The organism is Microlunatus panaciterrae (assembly GCF_016907535.1).
GTDB lineage: Bacteria > Actinomycetota > Actinomycetes > Propionibacteriales > Propionibacteriaceae > Microlunatus > Microlunatus panaciterrae.
Window position 1 is genome coordinate 1,231,481 of sequence record NZ_JAFBCF010000001.1, and the last position, 17,889, is coordinate 1,249,369.

The 17,889-nt window shown below is 69.3% G+C and carries 16 protein-coding genes; 3 read left to right on the top strand and 13 right to left on the bottom strand.

Annotation, left to right across the window (positions count from 1 at the left end):
• Positions 1–3: 3 nt before the first annotated feature.
• From JOE57_RS05560 to JOE57_RS05600, 9 genes are all read right to left on the bottom strand, one after another.
• A complete protein-coding gene (locus JOE57_RS05560) occupies positions 4–3,411 on the bottom strand; it encodes a pyruvate carboxylase (protein WP_204916766.1) in 3,408 nt (1,135 codons plus the stop codon).
• Between the two features lie 63 nt (positions 3,412–3,474).
• The gene (locus JOE57_RS05565; protein WP_204916767.1) at positions 3,475–4,173 is read right to left on the bottom strand and encodes an SIMPL domain-containing protein; all 699 of its coding nucleotides are present in this window, start codon (positions 4,171–4,173) and stop codon (positions 3,475–3,477) included.
• Between the two features lie 327 nt (positions 4,174–4,500).
• On the bottom strand, positions 4,501–5,259 hold the full coding sequence (locus JOE57_RS05570) for a maleylpyruvate isomerase family mycothiol-dependent enzyme (RefSeq protein ID WP_204916768.1): 759 nt from the start codon (positions 5,257–5,259) through the stop codon (positions 4,501–4,503).
• A gap of 233 nt (positions 5,260–5,492) precedes the next feature.
• The gene (locus JOE57_RS05575) at positions 5,493–6,791 is read right to left on the bottom strand and encodes an MFS transporter (RefSeq protein ID WP_338041176.1); all 1,299 of its coding nucleotides are present in this window, start codon (positions 6,789–6,791) and stop codon (positions 5,493–5,495) included.
• Positions 6,788–7,228, bottom strand: coding sequence for a MarR family winged helix-turn-helix transcriptional regulator (locus JOE57_RS05580; RefSeq protein ID WP_338041177.1), 441 nt, complete (start codon positions 7,226–7,228; stop codon positions 6,788–6,790). Before JOE57_RS05580 ends, JOE57_RS05575 begins: the two co-directional genes overlap by 4 nt.
• A gap of 82 nt (positions 7,229–7,310) precedes the next feature.
• The gene (locus JOE57_RS05585) at positions 7,311–8,306 is read right to left on the bottom strand and encodes a DUF2157 domain-containing protein (RefSeq protein ID WP_204916769.1); all 996 of its coding nucleotides are present in this window, start codon (positions 8,304–8,306) and stop codon (positions 7,311–7,313) included.
• A 268-nt stretch (positions 8,307–8,574) separates the two neighbouring features.
• Positions 8,575–8,805, bottom strand: coding sequence for a hypothetical protein (locus tag JOE57_RS05590; protein ID WP_204916770.1), 231 nt, complete (start codon positions 8,803–8,805; stop codon positions 8,575–8,577).
• A gap of 133 nt (positions 8,806–8,938) precedes the next feature.
• Complete coding sequence (locus tag JOE57_RS05595; protein ID WP_204916771.1) at positions 8,939–9,733, bottom strand: LLM class F420-dependent oxidoreductase; 795 nt, start codon at positions 9,731–9,733, stop codon at positions 8,939–8,941.
• Between the two features lie 66 nt (positions 9,734–9,799).
• A complete protein-coding gene (locus JOE57_RS05600) occupies positions 9,800–11,338 on the bottom strand; it encodes an NCS2 family permease (RefSeq protein WP_204916772.1) in 1,539 nt (512 codons plus the stop codon).
• Positions 11,339–11,362: 24 nt separating this feature from the next.
• Between JOE57_RS05600 and JOE57_RS05605 the strand changes: the two genes are divergently transcribed.
• Positions 11,363–11,647 (top strand): DUF2530 domain-containing protein, encoded by a 285-nt coding sequence (locus JOE57_RS05605; protein WP_338041178.1) that lies wholly within the window; start codon positions 11,363–11,365, stop codon positions 11,645–11,647.
• 420 nt (positions 11,648–12,067) lie between these two features.
• Here JOE57_RS05605 and JOE57_RS05610 read toward each other — a convergent pair whose 3' ends face one another.
• Entirely contained in the window at positions 12,068–12,526 is a 459-nt protein-coding gene (locus JOE57_RS05610; RefSeq protein ID WP_204916773.1) for a MarR family winged helix-turn-helix transcriptional regulator, read from the bottom strand.
• Between the two features lie 138 nt (positions 12,527–12,664).
• Positions 12,665–13,927: a citrate synthase gene (locus JOE57_RS05615; protein ID WP_204916774.1), complete on the bottom strand. Its 1,263-nt coding sequence runs from the start codon at positions 13,925–13,927 to the stop codon at positions 12,665–12,667.
• A gap of 114 nt (positions 13,928–14,041) precedes the next feature.
• On the opposite strand from JOE57_RS05615, the gene JOE57_RS05620 reads away from it, so the two are divergent.
• The gene (locus JOE57_RS05620) at positions 14,042–15,184 is read left to right on the top strand and encodes a citrate/2-methylcitrate synthase (RefSeq protein WP_204916775.1); all 1,143 of its coding nucleotides are present in this window, start codon (positions 14,042–14,044) and stop codon (positions 15,182–15,184) included.
• A gap of 32 nt (positions 15,185–15,216) precedes the next feature.
• Here the strand turns inward: JOE57_RS05620 and JOE57_RS05625 are convergent, their stop codons facing one another.
• On the bottom strand, positions 15,217–16,017 hold the full coding sequence (locus JOE57_RS05625; RefSeq protein ID WP_204920253.1) for a DUF3027 domain-containing protein: 801 nt from the start codon (positions 16,015–16,017) through the stop codon (positions 15,217–15,219).
• Positions 16,018–16,078: 61 nt separating this feature from the next.
• Between JOE57_RS05625 and JOE57_RS05630 the strand changes: the two genes are divergently transcribed.
• Complete coding sequence (locus JOE57_RS05630; RefSeq protein ID WP_239578854.1) at positions 16,079–17,572, top strand: MFS transporter; 1,494 nt, start codon at positions 16,079–16,081, stop codon at positions 17,570–17,572.
• An 84-nt stretch (positions 17,573–17,656) separates the two neighbouring features.
• Here the strand turns inward: JOE57_RS05630 and JOE57_RS05635 are convergent, their stop codons facing one another.
• The gene (locus JOE57_RS05635; RefSeq protein ID WP_204916776.1) at positions 17,657–17,872 is read right to left on the bottom strand and encodes a dodecin; all 216 of its coding nucleotides are present in this window, start codon (positions 17,870–17,872) and stop codon (positions 17,657–17,659) included.
• Positions 17,873–17,889: the final 17 nt, after the last annotated feature.

Here is a 17,889-nt window from a genome sequence, read left to right on the forward strand (position 1 = left end):
GCCTCAGGCCGGATCGATGACCAGCACCAGATCGCCGCCCTCGACCTGCTGGACGGATCGGAGCGCGAGCCGCTGGACGGTTCCGGCGATCGGGGTGGTGATGGCCGCCTCCATCTTCATCGCCTCGATGGTGGCCACCGTCGCGCCGGCCTCGACCTTGTCGCCCTCGGCCACCGTCACGCTGACCACCCCGGCGAACGGTGCCGCCACCTGGCCGGGCCTGGAGGTGTCGGCCCGCTCGGCGGCCACGATGTCGACCTTGACCGACTTGTCCCGGACCCGGACCGGACGGAGCTGGCCGTTGATGGTGCACATCACCGTCCGCAGCCCGCGCTCGTCGGCCTCGCTGATGGCCTCGAGACCGAGGATGAGGCTGACACCGCGGCCGATCCGCACGACGTGCTCGTCGCCCGGCCGCAGGCCGTACAGGAAGTCGAGCGTGTTGAGCCGGCCGACGTCGCCGTACATCTCCCGTCCGGCCTCGAACTCCCTGGCCGGTCCGGGGAACAGCAGCCGGTTGAGCGTGACCTCACGCGTCCGACCGCCCTTGTCCAGGTTGGCCTCGTCCTCGGCGGACAGGTCGACCTCACGGACCGGGATGGTGCGACCCTTCAGCGCCTTGGTCCGGAACGGCTCCGGCCAACCCGCGGCCGGCTCGCCCAGCTCGCCGGCGAGGAAGCCGATCACCGACTCGGGGATGTCGTAGTTGGACGGGTTCTCGGCGAAATCCTTGGGGTCCGCACCGACCGCCACCAGGTGCAGCGCCAGGTCCCCGACCACCTTCGACGACGGGGTCACCTTGGTGGGGCGACCGAGGATCTCGTTGGCGGCCGCGTACATCGCCTCGATCTGCTCGAACTTCTCCCCCAGCCCGAGGGCCCTCGCCTGCTGGCGCAGGTTGGACAGCTGACCGCCCGGGATCTCGTGGTCGTAGACCCGGCCGGTCGGGCTCGGCAGACCCGACTCGAACGGCTTGTAGACCTTCCGCACGGCCTCCCAGTAGGGCTCCAGGTCCATCACCTGGCGCAGCTGCAGGTTGGTCGCCCGCTCGGTGTTCTCCAATGCGGCGACCAGGGCAGAGGCCGGCGGCTGCGAGGTGGTCCCGGCCATCGGCGCGCTGGCGACGTCGACAGCGTCGACACCGGCGTCAATGGCCGACATCAGCGTGGCGAGCTGCCCGCCGGCGGTGTCGTGGGTGTGCAGGTGCACCGGAAGGTCGAACCTCGCGCGCAGCGCCGTCACCAACGTACGGGCGGCCGGCGGCCGGAGCAGCCCGGCCATGTCCTTGATGGCGACAATGTGCGCACCGGCGTCGACGATCTTCTCGGCCAGCCGCAGGTAGTAGTCGAGGTTATAGACCTTCTCGTTCGGGTTGGTGAGGTCGGCCGTATAGCAGAGCGCCACCTCGGCAATGGTGGTGTTGGTCTCCAGCACCGCCTCGATCGCCGGCCGCATCTGCTCGACGTCATTCAGCGCGTCGAAGATCCGGAAGATGTCGATGCCGGCCTCGGTGGCCGCCTCCACGAACGAGCTGGTCACCTTGGTCGGGTAGGGCGTGTAGCCCACCGTGTTGCGGCCGCGCAGCAGCATCTGCAGGCACAGGCCCGGCATGTTGTAGCGCAGCGCCGCGAGCCGCTCCCAGGGGTCCTCGTTGATGAAGCGGAGCGCCACGTCGTAGGTCGCCCCGCCCCAGCACTCCACCGACAACAGCTCGGGCGTCATCCGTCCGACGTACGGAGCGATCCGGAGAAGGTCCTTGGTCCGCACCCGGGTCGCCAGCAGCGACTGGTGGGCGTCGCGGAAGGTGGTGTCCGTGACCTCCACCGAGGTGCGGGCCCGCAGGTCGGTGGCGAAGCCGACCGGTCCCAGCTCCAGCAGCCGCTGCCGCGAGCCCGCCGGGGACGGCTGCTGCAGATCGACCTGGGTGGGACGCTTCTCCCTGGGGTCGAGCCTGGTCGGCGCCTCGCCGTGGGGCTTGTTGACCGTCACCTCGGCCAGCCACTGCAGCAGCTTGGTGCCGCGGTCGGCGGGGGCACGGGAGGACAGCAGCTGCGGACGCTGCTCGATGAACGCCGTCGACAGGTCGCCGGCGATGAAGTCGGGATCGTCCAGCACCGACTGCAGGAACGGGATGTTGGTACTGACGCCGCGGATGCGGAACTCGGCGAGCGCTCGCCGGGCGCGCGCGACGGCCGCCTCGAACGTCCGGCCACGACAGGTCAGCTTCACCAGCATCGAGTCGAAGTGCGGGCTGATCTGGGCGCCGGTGGCGGCGGTGCCACCGTCCAGTCGCACCCCGGCGCCGCCGGCGGACCGGTAGGCGGTGATGGTGCCGGTGTCCGGGCGGAAGCCGTTGGCGGGATCCTCGGTGGTGATCCGGCACTGCAGCGCAGCGCCGTTGATCCGGATGATGTCCTGGCTCAGGCCCAGGTCGGCCAGTGTCTCGCCGGAGGCGATCCGCAGCTGGGCCTGGACCAGGTCGACGTCGGTGATCTCCTCGGTGACGGTGTGCTCGACCTGGATCCGGGGGTTCATCTCGATGAAGACGTGCTGGCCGGCCCGTGGGCCCTCGGTCTCGACCAGGAACTCGACCGTGCCGGCGCAGGAGTAGTTGAGCGACTTGGCGAACGTGACCGCGTCCGCGCAGAGCGCCTCGCGCAGAGCCGGGTCGATGTGCGGCGCCGGAGCGATCTCGATGACCTTCTGGTGCCGACGCTGGATGGAGCAGTCACGTTCGAACAGGTGGATCGTGTTGCCCTCGTTGTCCGCGAGGATCTGCACCTCGATGTGCCGTGGCCGCCCGACCGCCTGTTCGATGAACACGGTCGGGTCGCCGAAGGCGCCCTCAGCCTCGCGCATCGCCTGCGCCAACGCCTCCCGCAGCTGCGCCGGCTCGTTCACCTGGCGCATCCCCCGGCCACCGCCGCCGGCCACTGCCTTGACGAAGACCGGGAAGCCGACCTCATCGGCCGCGGCTACCAGCGTGTCGATGTCAGACGAGGGTGCGGAGGAAGCCAGCGTCGGGATGCCGGCGGCCTTGGCCGCGGCCAGCGCCCGCACCTTGTTGCCGGCCAGCTCGAGCACCGCGGGCGGTGGGCCGACAAAGGTGATTCCGGCCCGGCTGCAGGCGGCCGCCAGCTCAGGGTTCTCACTCAGGAAGCCGTAGCCGGGGTAGATCGCGTCGGCGCCGCACTCCACCGCCGCCCGGACGATGGCGTCGACGTCGAGGTAGGCCCGGACGGGGTGGCCCTTCTCCCCGATCATGTACGCCTCGTCGGCCTTGATTCGGTGGACAGCGTTGCGGTCCTCGTAGGGGAAGACGGCCACCGTCTTCGCACCCAGTTCGTAGGCAGCACGGAATGCGCGTACTGCGATCTCACCGCGATTGGCGACCAGGACCTTCGTGAACATGGATGTGAGGCTATCGGCTGATGGTTGGAGCGCCGAAACGGCGTTCACTGTGTGGATGAGGCATCACCGGGTGGCTGCCGACGCGCCGGGCGAGTCGGGACGGCCCTGCCGGAGGGCCGCCAGGTCGGGGGGCGCCAGGGTGCAGCGAACGGTGACCTGCGCCGAGACGGTCTGCTTCGCCGGTTCGAAGTCGAACTCGGGCGCGGCCTCCGGGGCACCCTTGGTCATGAACGCCATCGACCGCATCGTCGGTGCCGGATAGCCGGGCTCCAGGTCGGACACCTCGAGCAGGTCGACGACGGAGGTGCCGAAGGCTGCCGCGTAATCGTCGGCGCGACGCAGGGCCTCGTCGATGGCTGCCAGCCTGACGGCGGCGAAGATCGGGTTGGTGCGGCGCAGCGACCAGTTCGGTCCGCTCACCTCACTCTCCGGCACCTGGGCCAGGGCCAGCACCAGCGGGGACAGCGCCTCGAAGTCTTTGACAACGACCGTACTGGTGAAGGAGCCCCGGAAGCGGCCCGCCTTGACCTCACCGCGACGGTCGAAGACCGGGGCGACCTGGAAGCCGCTGGTGCTCGACTCCTCGACGGCCGCCTCGTACTCCCGGACCAGATCCTGGGTCCGACCGGCTGCCGTGGCGAGCGCCGCCCGGGTCCGCTCCGCCGAACTCCCGCCGGCGTACACCGTCACCCACAGGGTGGCCAGGTCCGGTGACCCCTCCAGCGTCGCCTCCCCCCGTACCGTCACGACCGGTGCACTCATGCAGCGAGACTACTGAACCGCCCAAGCCCCTGCCCGCCGTCCCGCGCCCGTCGAAGGGCCCGCGCCCTGACGCCGTCCTGAGCCTGTCGAAGGACCCGCGCCCTGAGCTTGTCGAAGGGCCCGTGCCCTGAGCCTGTCGAAGGGCCACCGAACGCCGTGCCCTGAGCTTGTCGATGGGCCCGTGCCCTGAGCTTGTCGAACGCCGCGCCCTGAGCCTGTCGAAGGGCCGTGCCCTGACGCCGTCCTGAGCCTGTCGAAGGAGCTTGTCGAGGGGCCGCGCCCTGACCCCGTCCTGAGCCTGTCGAAGGAGCCCGTCGAAGCGCCGCCTCAATCGCCGCAGAGTTGGACCCGCCCGGCGAAGCGCCCCGCCGCCTCCGGGTCTCCGTCGACGACCAACTCGAGCAAGGGCGTGCGCCCCCACAAGGCCAGCAGCAGCTGCTCCGGCTCGCCGGCGATGGTGGCGTCCACCTCTGCATCGGCGTCGCCGTACCGCACCTCCACCGCTGCGCTGGCGCAGCGGACGTACCAGCCGTGACTCCCGGTCTCCACCCTGACCGTGGCGTTGGTGGCGCTGTAGTCACCGTCGGTCCACCACGGCCCGCCGAGCATGCACCCCAGGAACTCGTCCACGCCGTCCACGGCCAGAGCCTCGTCGATCGCCGTCTGCTCCCCGACCGCCTGTTCGCCGTCAACCCGGTGGACGGCGGTCTCCTGGGCCATTCGCCGATACCAGAACCCGACCGTCTGGTCGGCGGGCAACCAGGTCCAGGTGCTGTCGGCCGGGTCCCGCGACCGCAGCGCCTCGACGATGGCCGTCGACTCGCGCGCCAACAGCTGCAGCGGCTCGCCGATCTGAAACTCGGGCAACGGCCACGGTTTCGGCGGGGCGCCTGCGGCCATACAGGCGATCTTGTGCGCGTACACCTCGGCGAGATGGCGGCAGAGGTCGGTGACGGTCCAGTCAGGGCAGCCCGGGACAGCGGCATTGAGGTCCCGGCTCGCGACATCGAGCAGCCGGTGAGCGTCGGCTTCGATGAGCTCGAGGTAACGGTCGAAAGGGAGCCAGGTCGGGCGAGCATCGGTCATAGGCCGACTGTGCCATAGCGCCCCGACAGCCGACAGCCCCTCGCGGGCCGGGCCCCACCGGAAGAGGGGCACAGGCGGGCCCGCCGCGGCGACGCAGCCAAGGATCCTGTCACTGGGCCAGGGAAATTCGCCTGGTCCTGTGACCGTTTCCCAAGTCGACTTGGGAAACCGACACCGGCCTAGCTTGGGAAACCGACACCGGCCCAGCGAAACCAGGCACCCAGGGACGGGGCTCAGGCCGCCCGGCGGTGGATCTCGAAGTGGGGCCGGGGACGCAGCACCGGGGCGATGTTCAGTCCCTGGCGACGGGCCAGCACGATGGCGGACACGATGACCCCGATCGTGGACAGCGCACCACCGCCGATCAGAGTCCACCGGGGGCCGGCCACCTCGGCCACCCAGCCGAGGATGGGCGAGCCGATCGGCGTACCGCCCATCAGGACCATGGCATAGATGGCCATCACCCGGCCGCGGAGCTGCGGGTCGACGCTCAGCTGGATGCAGGCGTTGGACGCGGTCAGGGTCAGCAGCGCGGCCAGGCCGGTGATCGGCAGGCTGGCGGCGTATGTCCAGTACGTCGGCATCAGCCCGGAGGCGACCTCGATCACACCGAACGCGACGGCCATGCAGACGATGAACCGGCCCCGGGGAGCGGATCGGCGCCGAGCCGCCAGCAGGGCGCCGGCCAACGAGCCGAAGGCCATGAAGGTGCCGAGCATCCCATACTCGGTGGCGCCACGGTGGAACTGCTGCTGGGCCATCAGGGCCGACGTCATCTGGAAGTTCATGCCGAAGGTGCCGACGAAGAACACCACGAAGAGCACCAGCATGATGTCCGAACGACCACGGATATAGACCAGGCCCTCGCGGATCTGCCGTTTCGCCCGCACCGCCGGTGGGGAGATGAACAGCCGCTTGGGGTCGATCAGGACCAGTACGGCGATGAAGGCTGCGTAGGTGACGGCATTGGACAGGATCGCCCAGCCGGAGCCGAAGGCGGCGATCACCAGGCCGGCGGCGGCGGGTCCGACGATGCGCGCGGCGTGGAAGGTGGCGGAGTTGAGCCCGATCGCGTTCGGCAGGTCCTCCGGCCCGACGACCTCCGAGACGAACGACTGCCGCGACGGATTGTCGAAGGCGGTGCCCATGCCGAACAGCAGGGCGATCAGGTAGACGTGCCAGACCACCGCCACACCGGTGATGGCCATGACCCCGAGCACGCCGGCGCACAGGGCCATCCAGACCTGGGTGACCTTGAGGATCGCCCGCTTGTCGAAGCGGTCGGCGATCAGGCCGCCGTACGCCGAGAAGAGCAGCATCGGCAGGAACTGCAGGGCGGTGGTGATGCCGATCGCCAGCCCGGAGCCGCCGGACAGCTCGAGCACCAGCCAGTCCTGGGCGACCCGCTGCATCCAGGTGCCGATGTTGGATACGAACGACCCGGAGACGTAGATGCGGTAGTTGCGGTTGCGGAGCGCGGAGAACATTCCGCGGGTCTTGGCCTTGCTGGTGGGCTCAGCGATGGTCGTCACGCGTGGTTCACCTTCTCCAGGATCGGCACGGCCTGGCGCAGGATCTCCCGTTCCTCCGGCGACAGCTCGGCGATCCGCTGAGCCAGCCAGGTCTCCCGGCGGCGCCTGTCGGCGAGGATGACCTCGCGGCCGGCCGCGGTGATCGACACCACGCACTGGCGCTTGTCCCTCGGGTCCGCCTGGCGGGCCACATAGCCGCGCGCCTCCAGCCCGTTGACGATCCTCGTCATCGACGGCGGCTTGACCTTCTCGTGGGCAGCGAGCTCACCCATCAGCAGGTCACCGTTGTTGTACAGCACGCCCATGGCCGAGATCTGGTTGGAGTTGAGGTCGAGCTCCGCGGGCCGCATCTGCCGTAACCGCCGTGACAGCCGCTGCACGGATGGGCGCAGCGCACTCGCCAGGCCGGCGTTGGTTCTGAGGTCTCTGGTGTTCACTGCCGTCCAGGATACTCCAGGATATTTAGCAGTGCTAATTACAAATGCTAATCAATCATGCGGCGGAGGGTAATAGGTGCGGTCATCGGGGCAGTGGGTGCGGCGCGGTGCCGGGTCGGATCTGGGTACGCGAACGCCGGGACAGCACGATGACGATGCCGATCAGTACGGCTCCGGCGGCGATCAGGCCGATGGCGACGCCGAAGGCACTGCCCACGATCCGGTACAGGCAGGCCGGCCACAGGCTCAAGATCACCAGGCAGCCGATGATGGCCAGCGCATAGTTGCGGATCCGGACGAAGGCCAGCAGCAGCAGAGCGGCGACGACGGTGGCCACGGTGAGCGCAAGCCAGGTGCCACCATCACTCTTGATGTACCAGACCCAACCCGAGGCCCAGCCGCTGATCCCCGCGAGCGACCAGGCGAACGGCTTGGCCAGCAGGAACCCGCTGGCCCCCAGCACGGCCGCCAGGCCGAGGAACCCGCTGCCCAGGAGGTTCATCGAGGCGATGTCGTCGGCGTTCCAGTAGTTGAGCAGCATGATCGCCAGCAGGATCGAGCCCGACCAGAAGGTGAAGAGGAAGGCGCCGCTGCGGAAGACGACGGCACCGACCACCGAGGCCAGCACGATCACCGCAGACGAGGCGATGCCGTCGCGGTCGGTGAATAGGTTGAAGTAGGCAAACCCCAGCGCATAGCAGCCGAGAGCGATCAGTACGTGACCGAGCTCCTGCCGGACCTTGAGCCCCACCAGGGCCAGCCCGCCACCGATCGCGACCACCACAGCTGCGACAGCGACAAGGTTGCGACCGGCCCGGCCCAAATCTCCCCAGAACAGGAAGCAGAGGAAGATGATGGCGCCCAGCAACAAGGCCCCGCCGACATAGCCGAGGACCTCCAGGACCGCGTTCCGCCGAGCGGCCGCGTGCTCTGTCGCTGTCTGGTCGGGTGTGGCCGGGACCGCGCCGGTCGCCTCACGCAGGTCCTCCTGCGCCGCATGCAGGAGCAGGTCGCCTTGCGCGCTGCTGAGGGTCCTGTCCTCGACCAGATGGTGAATCTCCGTGCTCAACCTGCTCATCGCTCGCTCCTCGATGGTGATGACACCAGCGTGGCATGAGCACTGTTGGGTGGAGTCCGTCCCCAGCAGGATCTTGGCTCATCCTCAGGGTGGACCCGGAGAGCCCAGCCGTCGAGCTCGCACGCGCCCGGTGGTCCGTTCGACCGGCCCCGCGCAGTGCGCGCACTGGGCGCCCTGTTCGGCGAGCCTGGCCGCCTCGCGCAGCTAGCGGCGACTCGGTGGGCGGCCCCTCCCACACGCTCGGAGAGGGGCCGCAGCAGCGGGCGTCTCAGGATGACGCATGCCGCTGACGAAGCCGGGCGCTTCGGCCACTGCCCGCTCCGACCGCTGTCTGGATCGAGTTCAGACTCCGCTGGCGAGTCGCCGACAATCGACGCCACCACGACGGACGCCCGGCCGTGACCCGCCGCACCAGCCGGTCATGGTCGGCCTGCGCGTGCAGCTCGTGGGTCCGCTGGGTAGCCACCTGCTGGTACCAGTAGTCACCGGTGATGCTCATGTCCTGTCCTCACATCAGTCTTGGTTGATGTGACCAGCCTCGTTCTAAGGCGGGTGGACGGGCATCGGTCATCTGCCCGATCTTTGGTCGGAGAGCATCCGGTCCGACGGCACGTAAGGTGCCTTAGCCGGCCTCAGCCGCGGTTGACCTCGTCCCGCCAGGAAATCCAGTCGCGCAGCTGACCGAGGTCGTAGTCGGGACCGCCGACGCTGACGGTGAACATGCGGGTACCGAGCTCGAGCAGCTGGGGGCCGATCTCGTCGGGTGACCCCTGGGCCGCGGTCGAGCGTTCGATCTCACCCGGATCGCGACCCACGTCGGCGCAGTGCTCGTCGAGGATCCGGTGCTTGCGCTCGATTGTCTCGGGATCGCCGAAGCCGTGCCAGATGGTCGCGTGCTTCGCCACCATCCGCAACGTCTTCTTCTCCCCGCCGCCGCCGATCAGGACCGGGATGTCGCGGGTGGGCGCCGGGTTCAGCTTGGCCCACCGCTTCTCGATCCTGGGCAGCGCCTCGGCCAGGTCGGCCAGCCGCGAGCCGGCGGTGCCGAACTCGTAGCCGTACTCGTCGTAGTCCTTCTCGAACCAGCCGGCACCGATGCCCAGGATCAGCCGCCCGCCGGAGATGTGGTCGACCGTACGGGCCATATCGGCCAGCAGCTCGGGGTTGCGGTAGGTGTTGCAGGAGACCAGTGCCCCGATCTCGATCCGCTCCGTGGCTTCCGCCCAGGCCCCGAGCATGGTCCAGCACTCGAAGTGCTTGCCTTCTGGTTCACCGCTGAGCGGATAGAAGTGGTCCCAGTTGAAGGCGATGTCGACACCGAGCTCCTCGGCCTCGGCGACGGCCCGGCGGATGGCGTCGTAGTCGGCGTGTTGAGGCTGAATCTGGATCCCGATCCGGACCGGTCTGTCTGCGTATGCACGTCCCATGAGTAGACACCCTAGTAGCGGCGTCCGGGGGTGGCGAGCGACCCCCGGACGGTCGAGATCACCGCCTCAGCTGACCAGCCTGGTGAGCACGCCCTGGACGAAGTAGACGACGAACAGGATCGACACGACGTACAGCAGCGGGTGCACCTGCTTGGCCTTGCCCCGGACCAGCTTGAGCACCACGAACATGACGAACCCGGCACCGATCCCCACCGTGATCGAGAAGGTGAAGGGCATCAGCGCCATGGTCAGGAACGCGGGCAGCCCCTCCTCGATGTCGTCCCACTGCACCTTGACCACCTGGCTCATCATCAGGAAGCCGACGAACACCAGTGCCGGCGTGGCCGCCTCAGAGGGGACCATGTTGATCAACGGCGCGAAGAACATCGCCAGCAGGAAGCCGATACCGGTGATCACCGAGGCGAGGCCGGTCCGGGCTCCTTCGCCGACTCCGGCGGCTGACTCGATGTAGGAGGTGTTGCTCGACACCGAACCGAGACCACCGGCGGCGGCAGCGACCGAGTCGACCATCAGGATCGAGGCGAGGTGTGGAGGGTTGCCCTTCTCATCGAGCAGGTTCCCCTCGGCGCCGACCGCGACCACGGTGCCCACGGTGTCGAAGAAGTCGGCCAGCAACAGGGCGAACACCAGCAGCAGCAGCGGCAGCAGCAGGTGCGGGTGGAACCCGTTGAGGAACGCCGGCTTGAAGGCGCCGAAGACGTCGACCTTGAACAGCAGGCCCAGGTCCGGCTTGTCCGCCACCCCGTGGAACTGCGGGACGTTCAGGGACCAGCCGGTCGCCTCGGAGGCCGACCGGGGGCCGACCTTGGCGGCAAGCTCGATGATCACCGACACGACGGTGGCAACGATGATCGAGATCAAGATCGCGCCCTTCACCCGCTTGGCGTAGAGGAACGCCACCAGGAAGAGCCCGAGCACGAACACCGCCATCGGCCAGCCGGCCAGCGAGCCGCCGATGCCGAGCTCCACCGGCGGCGCACCCGCCGGCTTGCGGACCACACCGGAGTCGACCAGCCCGACGAACGAGATGAACAGGCCGATGCCGACCGAGATGCCGGCCCGCAGCGAGCGCGGCACCGCTCTGAACACCGCTGTCCGGAAGCCGGTCAGCACCAGCAGCGAGATCAGCACGCCCTCGCAGACGATCAGGCCCATCGCCTGCGGCCACGTCATCTGCGGGGCGATCACGAACGCCAGCAGGGCGTTCAGCCCGAGGCCGGTCGCGATACCGATCGGGAACCGCCCGATCACGCCCATCAGGATGGTCATCACGCCGGCCACCAGCGCGGTCGCGGCGGCGACCATGGTGATCGCGTGGTCCACGTTGGCGCCGATCACCTGGCCACCGGCGTCCTTGAACGGCAGCCCGCCCAGCAGGTTGCCGGCCTTGTCCGGCGCGGTGCCGATGATCAGCGGGTTCAGCGCGATGATGTAGGCCATCGTGAAGAAGGTCACCAACCCACCGCGAATCTCACGACCGACCGTCGACCCGCGCGCCGTGATCTGGAAGTAGGAGTCGATCGGCCCGATCTGCCGTTCGACCTCGCGCGGCGAGGCCGCAGCCTTGGGGGACTTGGTAACCATGGGAGGCATCGTAGAGTTATCGATGTGACCGAGTCTCCTGGGCCTCCACCAAGTGAGCCCAAGCACCATCTGCTGGTGCAGGCCCCCGTGGCCGCGCTGGATGTCGACGGGCTCAATGTGGTCACCGTCGGACTGGTGCTGTTCGCAGCGGCCTCCATCCTGATGGGCGTCTTCTACGACGCTCTGGTCGCCCGCGGCAACGGCTGGTGGCTCTGGGTCGGCATCTGCGGCTTCGGCCTCGGCCTCCTCGGCCTCCTCTACTGCTGGAACCGACGCCGCCGCCGTCTCGCCGGCGAGCGCCTCGACTGACCGCCCTCTGAGCCTCTCGAAGAGCAGCCGCGTCCTGAGCTCGTCGATGGGCCATGGGCAGAATTTCCCTTCCGTGCCCTGAGCTCGTCGAAGGGCCCAGGGGATGCCGAACGGCAGCGTGCGGCTGCTTGAACGCCATTTTCCCAACCACACGCTGCCGTACGAGGGGTGGCGCCCTTCGACAGGCTCAGGGCACGTGTCCACGGGCTCAGGGCACGCCCTTCGACAGGCTCAGGACACGTATCCGTACGCCTCTGCTGCTATCCGTGCTCTGAGCTTGTCGAAGAGCCAAGGGGATGCCGAACGGCAGCGTATGGCTGCTCGAACGCCAGTTTCACAACCACACGCTGCCGTACGAGGGGTGCCGCCCTTCGACAGGCTCAGGGCACGCCCTTCGACAGGCTCAGGGGGCACGGGAGGTCACTCCACGGCGTTGTCGATGCCCTCGATCAGCCGCTCGAGGAGGGAGGCGAGGGTCTGCAGCTGGCGTTCGGTGAGGCCGGCGACCACATCGGACTCCATCAGGTTTGACTCCTTGATCGCGGCGGCGAAGAGCTCCCAGCCGGCGTCGGAGAAGCGCACCAGCACCCGGGTTCGGTTGCCGGGGTCCGGCTCGCGACTGACCAGGCCACGTTCGACCATCCGATCCAAGCGGTGGGTCATCGACGAAGGGGCGATGTTGGTCGCCGCAGCCAGTTGGCTCGGGGTCAGTGCCGCTGTCTCCCCATTCCTGACCAGCTCACTGAGCACCGCCCACTCCCCCGCCGAGACGGACAGATCGGCCAGCTGCCGGTCGTACCACTGGTTCAGCCGACGCGACAGTCGGTGCACCGCGGTCACCACCCGCTGGACGGACTCGTCCGCGCATGGCGGCCACATAGGAGGCGACGGCGGCCCGATACTCCTCTTGTTCGCTGCGTCTCTGGGTCGGGGGCATGGACGCATTGTGCCAGCCCGGATTTCGACATCGAAGTTCTCCGCGCGGCCGAGGTCAGCGAGCACCTCACCGACGATGCGTCAGTCCGGCCGCGACACCGGTCCCGGCCGGCTGCCGACATACACCCCGGGCACCCGGAAGCGGAGCTCCGGCTCCTGATACTCCTCGAGGGCGTGAGCCGTCCAGCCAGCCATCCGGGCGATCGCGAAGATCGCCTCGCCGGCATCGGGCCGAAGCCCGAGCCCATGGCCCAGTACGGCGAGAGCGAAGTCGGTGTTCGGATGCAGGTCCTGCCGCTCGGCCAGCTGGTCAATGACCAGATCTGCCGCTGCGGTGGCGCGCTGTGCGGCTGGGTCGTCGAGGCGTCGCAGCCGGTCCAGCAGGTAGTCCGCGCGGGGATCCGGACCCGCGTAGAGCAGATGGCCGAAGCCCGGAACGGCCACCCCGTCCCGGAACCGGACCCCCAGGGCGTCGGCCGGACTCGCCAGCGCCTCGGTCATGAACCGGAACGCCCGCGAGGTGGCGCCGCCGTGAAAGGGACCGTCGATGGCCCCCAGTCCGGCCGACAGCACGGCGTACAGATCCGCTCGGGCACTGGCAGCAACCCGGGCGGCGAGGGTGGACACAGCCAGGTCGTGGTCGGCCAGCAACACCAGCGCACTGTTGAGCAGCTCCACTTGAGCGGGATCCGCTGCCGCGGTCTTCCCTGGCCGGAGGCTGGGCCACAGCCGCTCCGCCAGCCTGCCGTCCTCGCCCGGAGCGGAGATCCCCAGCCCCTCGGCCACTGCAGCTGCCAGCGTGCCCAGCAGGGCGGCCGAGGACCGGGTGACCGAGCGCGGGGTGAGGTCGAAGCGGAGCGGGTCGCAGGCGCCGGCGACGTCCACGATCAAGCGGATGCAGACGATCAGCCGGGCGTCGTCCGGCAGCAGCCGAGTCGCCTCCGCCGCCCTCCGGACCACGTCGGGCACGGCGGCGAAGGCCATGGGCCCGGAGAGCTCCGACGTCCACAGCCACTGGGCCACCTGCTCGAACGGCAGTGCGGCCAGCTCGGTGGCGTCCCGCCCACGGTAGTAGAGCGAGCCCTTCTCCTGCAGGGTGATGCTGGTTCTGATTCGCTCGACGGCACCCGAGACGGCCCGCCGAGTCCCGTCGCGGCTCACCAGTGCCTCGACCTCGCCGACCGGGAACAGGCTGCCCCGGACGCCGGGCACCCGCGTGCTGCGGAGCAGCCCGCGACTGACGTAGGCGTACACGGTCTCTTCCTTGACCCCTAGCCGGCGGGCGGCCTGAGCGGTGCTGAGAAAGGAGCCTTCGCCGTTGCTGACGGGCCGCTCACCGACCATCGGGACTCCTTCACATTGATTGCGTCAACATTGACAGAAATCAATACTAGACGGACAGTGGAGCCTCAGTCAGCCAGAGCGCGCCACCGGAGCGCCAGAGACGAGGAGCAGGTCATGGAGGTCATCGAGGCACCCCGCGGGTTGAACAACGTTGTGGTGACCGAGACGGAGGTCGGCGACGTCCGCGGGCTGGAGGGGTTCTACCACTACCGGCAGTACTCGGCGATCGAGCTCGCTGAGAACCGCACCTTCGAGGATGTCTGGCACCTGTTCGTGACGGGCCATCTCCCTGACTCCGAGGAGCGGGAGCGCTTCCGCACAGAGGTGGCGCCGCTGCGGGTGCTGCCAGCCGAACTGCTGCCGGCGCTGGGCCCGATTGCCTCGGCGGGTCGCCAACCGCACGCTCTCGCGGGCCTGCGGACCGCGCTGTCGCTCATCGCCAGCGCCCGGGACATGGCGCCGCTGTACGGATCCAGCGAGGACCAGCGCCGCACAGACTCGCTGCTGGTCTCGGCCGTGACCCCCACCATTCTGGCCGCCCTGCACCGGGTCCGGGCGGGCCTGGAGCCGCTCCAGCCGCGAGCCGACCTGTCGGTCGCCGCCAACTGGCTGTACATGGTCACCGGAAAGGTGCCCTCACCGCCCGAGGCCCGGGCGATCGACCAGTACCTGATCGCGACCATCGACCACGGCTTCAACGCCTCCACCTTCACCGCCCGGGTGGTCGCCTCGGCCGGGGCGGACGTGGGCTCCGCCATCTGCGCCGCGATCGGCGCCTTCGGCGGGCCGCTGCATGGTGGCGCGCCCGACCGGGCCCTCGACGCACTGGACGAGATCGGCACCCCGGACCGCACCCGGGATTGGGTGCGCACGAAGGTGGCGTCGGGGGAACGCATTATGGGTTTCGGGCACGCCGTGTACCGCACCGAGGATCCCCGCGCGGCCCTGCTGCGCTCGATCGCGACCTCGTTCGGAGGTGCGCAGGTCGAGTTCGCCGTGCAGGTCGAGCAGGCGGTGGTGGAGACCCTGGCCGAGCTGAAGCCGGATCGACGGCTGTATGCCAATGTCGAGTTCTACGCGGGCGTCGTGATGGAGCGCTGCGGCATCCCACGGTCGATGTCCACCCCGACCTTCGCCTGCAGCCGGGTCGTCGGCTGGTGCGCCAACATCCTCGAGCAGGCCAGGGACAGCAAGATCATCCGCCCGATCGCCCGATACCGCGGGCCGAGCGCCCCGCAGCCCGTACCGCTGCCCTGACTGCTGACCCGTCCGATCGGTGGCGGACGACCTCAGTCGAAGAGCGAGATCGGCTCATCCCACTGGATGGTCTCCCACGCCGGCGGCGGCAGTTCGACCGCGCGGTCGTCGGAGACGACGTTCGAGTGCCCGCCGCAGCCGTGGTCGATGCTGACCACGGAGGCGTCGGAGGGGGAATAGGCGTTCGCGCAGACGCCGAACAGCCGACCGAGGCTGCCACTCAACCGGACGAAGAACGCGCAGTTCACACACACGTCCGGGGCCTGCTTGGTCATCGGGTTGTCCGGGCCACCGTCGCCGGCGAGCCAGCGCTCGGCCGCCTCGTCACGTCCGAGCGGCGACATCAGCCGCTCGCGCCCGAGGCCGAGCTCGGCGACCAGGGCGCGGGTGACACTCTGCTCCGCCGAGTCAGCATCCGCTGCCGCCTCGCCGCCGGTGTAGCCGGGCTCCAGCCGAGGGTCTCCCTCCGGGGTCGGCATCAACAGACCGGGCACCACGTCCCCGGGTCCGATCCGGTCCACCCAGGGCACCCATTCCGGCGACCGCAGAGCACCCTCACCGGGCAGCAGCACCACCTCGTTGATGGTCGGCACCTTCGCTCGGGACGCCCGGACGAGGGTGACGGACCAGACCCACCCGACATAGCCGGGGTGCGGGCAGGCGAAGTGGTGCGTCAGCAGCCGGTCGTCCTCGGCCGTGCAGCCCAGGTGGTCACCGACGCCCATCACTCCGGCCGTCTCCACGGCAGCCTCGCGCGCCTGCTCGATGGCGGCGGCGCAGATGGCGTCCGGTTTGATGCTTTTGGCCCGAGCGTTACTACTCATGCGGCCTATTCTGGCAGCCAGGTTGTGGGTCGGCGAATCACGGGCACGCGGGCGAGGCAGGATGGGAGTGATGGGGACCAGGAACGGTGCGGGAGCCGGCATGGGGGCCGGGTCTGCGGAGGGCGGTGGGCTGCCCGGTGCGGGGGGCGGTGAAGAGTCCACGAGCCGCAGGCTCCGGGCGCGTCAGGCCGCCGCAACGTCGAAACGCGCCGCCGCGAAGACCGGCTCAGTGATCGGCTCCGGCGCCCGCCTCGCGGGGCGAGGAGCCCGGGCCGGCGCCTCCAGGGTGGTCCAGTTCACCGGCTCCAAGGGCGCCGCCGAGTCCGGGCTGGCCAAGCTGGTCCACCTGCAGTTCGTCTCGGCAGCGGGTGACGCGGCAGTGGCGGTGTCGCTTGCGGGCACGTTGTTCTTCACTCTGCCGACCGACCAGGCGCGGCCGCAGGTGGCCCAGTTCCTGCTGCTGACCATGGCGCCGTTCGCGATCGTGGCGCCGTTCATCGGCCCGTTCCTGGACCGGTTCCGGCACGGTCGCCGATGGGCGATCGGCGTCACCTGCGCCCTGCGCGGCTTCCTCTGCTGGGTGCTGGCCGACGCCATCGTGAACGGCTCGGTGTGGGTGTTCCCGGCTGCGCTCGGCTGCCTGGTCTCATCCAAGGCCTTCACCGTGACCCGCGCCTCGGCCGTTCCGCGGCTGCTGCCGAAGGACTTCACCTTGGTCAACGCCAACTCTCGCATCTCACTGGCCAACGTCGCCGGGGCCGCGGTGGGCGGTGGACTGGCCGCCGCCATCTCCCAGCTGGGACCGAGCTGGTCCCTGCGGTTCGCGTTCGCGGTCTTCATCGGCGGCACCGTGCTGTCCATTCTGCTGCCGGCCAGAGTCGACTCCTCGGCCGGCGAACGCGACATCGGCGGCCTGCTGGCGCTGCCGCCCGCGCCGGGGGACGAGGCGCCCAGCCACCGGGTCCTGCGCCGGTTCCGGAGCCTGCGGCCCAGCGTGCTGCAGGGTCTGCGGTGCGTCCTGGGAGCACGCCTGATGACCGGCTTCCTGACGCTGTACCTGGCGTTCATGCTCCGTGAGCAGCCGATCTCACACGTCAATCCCACACTGCTGCTCGGCCTCGTCGTCGCTGCCGCCGGGATCGGCAACAGCCTCGGCACCGTGACAGGCAACCTGCTCAAGGACAAGGCCCCGGAGCGGATCGGACTGACCGTCCTCAGCGTCGACGTGGCGATGGCGATCATCACCGCTGTCCTGTACGGCATCGTCACCGTGATCGCGATGGGGCTGGTGGCCGGTCTCTGCGGACAGCTGGCCAAGCTCTCCTACGACGCCCTGGTCCAGCGCGACGTGCCGGAGGTCGTCCGCACCTCCGTCTTCGCCCGATCCGAGACCGCCTTCCAGATCTCCTGGGTCATCGGAGGTGCACTCGGCATCATCCTGCCGCTGATCCCCCAGGTCGGCTTCGGCGTCGTCGCCTTTCTGCTGGTCGGCGTGCTCACCTGGACCCTGGTGGCGTGGCGCCGCCGACTCAGCGCAGAACGTCTCGCCACCGACGGCGGCTGAGCCCACCGAGCGGGCTGCGAAGGGCACCCCCACGATCCACCCCTCGACCGGCTCAGGGCGGGTGGCTGGTGGGATCCCGGCTGCCTACTCGCCGTCTTCGAGCCGGAAACCCACCTTCAGGCCCACCTGGAAGTGCTGGATGGCACCGTCGGCCACCTGGCCACGCACCTCGGTGACCTCGAACCAGTCGATGTTGCGCAGCGTGGACGACGCGCGCGCGATGCCGTTGCGGATGGCCTGGTCCATCCCGTCGGGGGACGTCCCGACGATCTCGGTGACACGGTAGGTGTGGTTCGTCATGAGACTCCTCCAAATGG

Coding starts and splice junctions, on each gene's coding strand:
- JOE57_RS05630 (WP_239578854.1), top strand. CDS start 16,079: ATGGGGACCAGGAACGGTGCGGGAGCCGGCATGGGGGCCGGGTCTGCG.
- JOE57_RS05620 (WP_204916775.1), top strand. CDS start 14,042: ATGGAGGTCATCGAGGCACCCCGCGGGTTGAACAACGTTGTGGTGACC.
- JOE57_RS05600 (WP_204916772.1), bottom strand. CDS start 11,338: ATGGTTACCAAGTCCCCCAAGGCTGCGGCCTCGCCGCGCGAGGTCGAA.
- JOE57_RS05570 (WP_204916768.1), bottom strand. CDS start 5,259: ATGACCGATGCTCGCCCGACCTGGCTCCCTTTCGACCGTTACCTCGAG.
- JOE57_RS05635 (WP_204916776.1), bottom strand. CDS start 17,872: ATGACGAACCACACCTACCGTGTCACCGAGATCGTCGGGACGTCCCCC.
- JOE57_RS05590 (WP_204916770.1), bottom strand. CDS start 8,805: ATGAGCATCACCGGTGACTACTGGTACCAGCAGGTGGCTACCCAGCGG.
- JOE57_RS05610 (WP_204916773.1), bottom strand. CDS start 12,526: ATGTGGCCGCCATGCGCGGACGAGTCCGTCCAGCGGGTGGTGACCGCG.
- JOE57_RS05560 (WP_204916766.1), bottom strand. CDS start 3,411: ATGTTCACGAAGGTCCTGGTCGCCAATCGCGGTGAGATCGCAGTACGC.
- JOE57_RS05585 (WP_204916769.1), bottom strand. CDS start 8,306: ATGAGCAGGTTGAGCACGGAGATTCACCATCTGGTCGAGGACAGGACC.
- JOE57_RS05615 (WP_204916774.1), bottom strand. CDS start 13,927: ATGGTCGGTGAGCGGCCCGTCAGCAACGGCGAAGGCTCCTTTCTCAGC.
- JOE57_RS05595 (WP_204916771.1), bottom strand. CDS start 9,733: ATGGGACGTGCATACGCAGACAGACCGGTCCGGATCGGGATCCAGATT.
- JOE57_RS05565 (WP_204916767.1), bottom strand. CDS start 4,173: ATGAGTGCACCGGTCGTGACGGTACGGGGGGAGGCGACGCTGGAGGGG.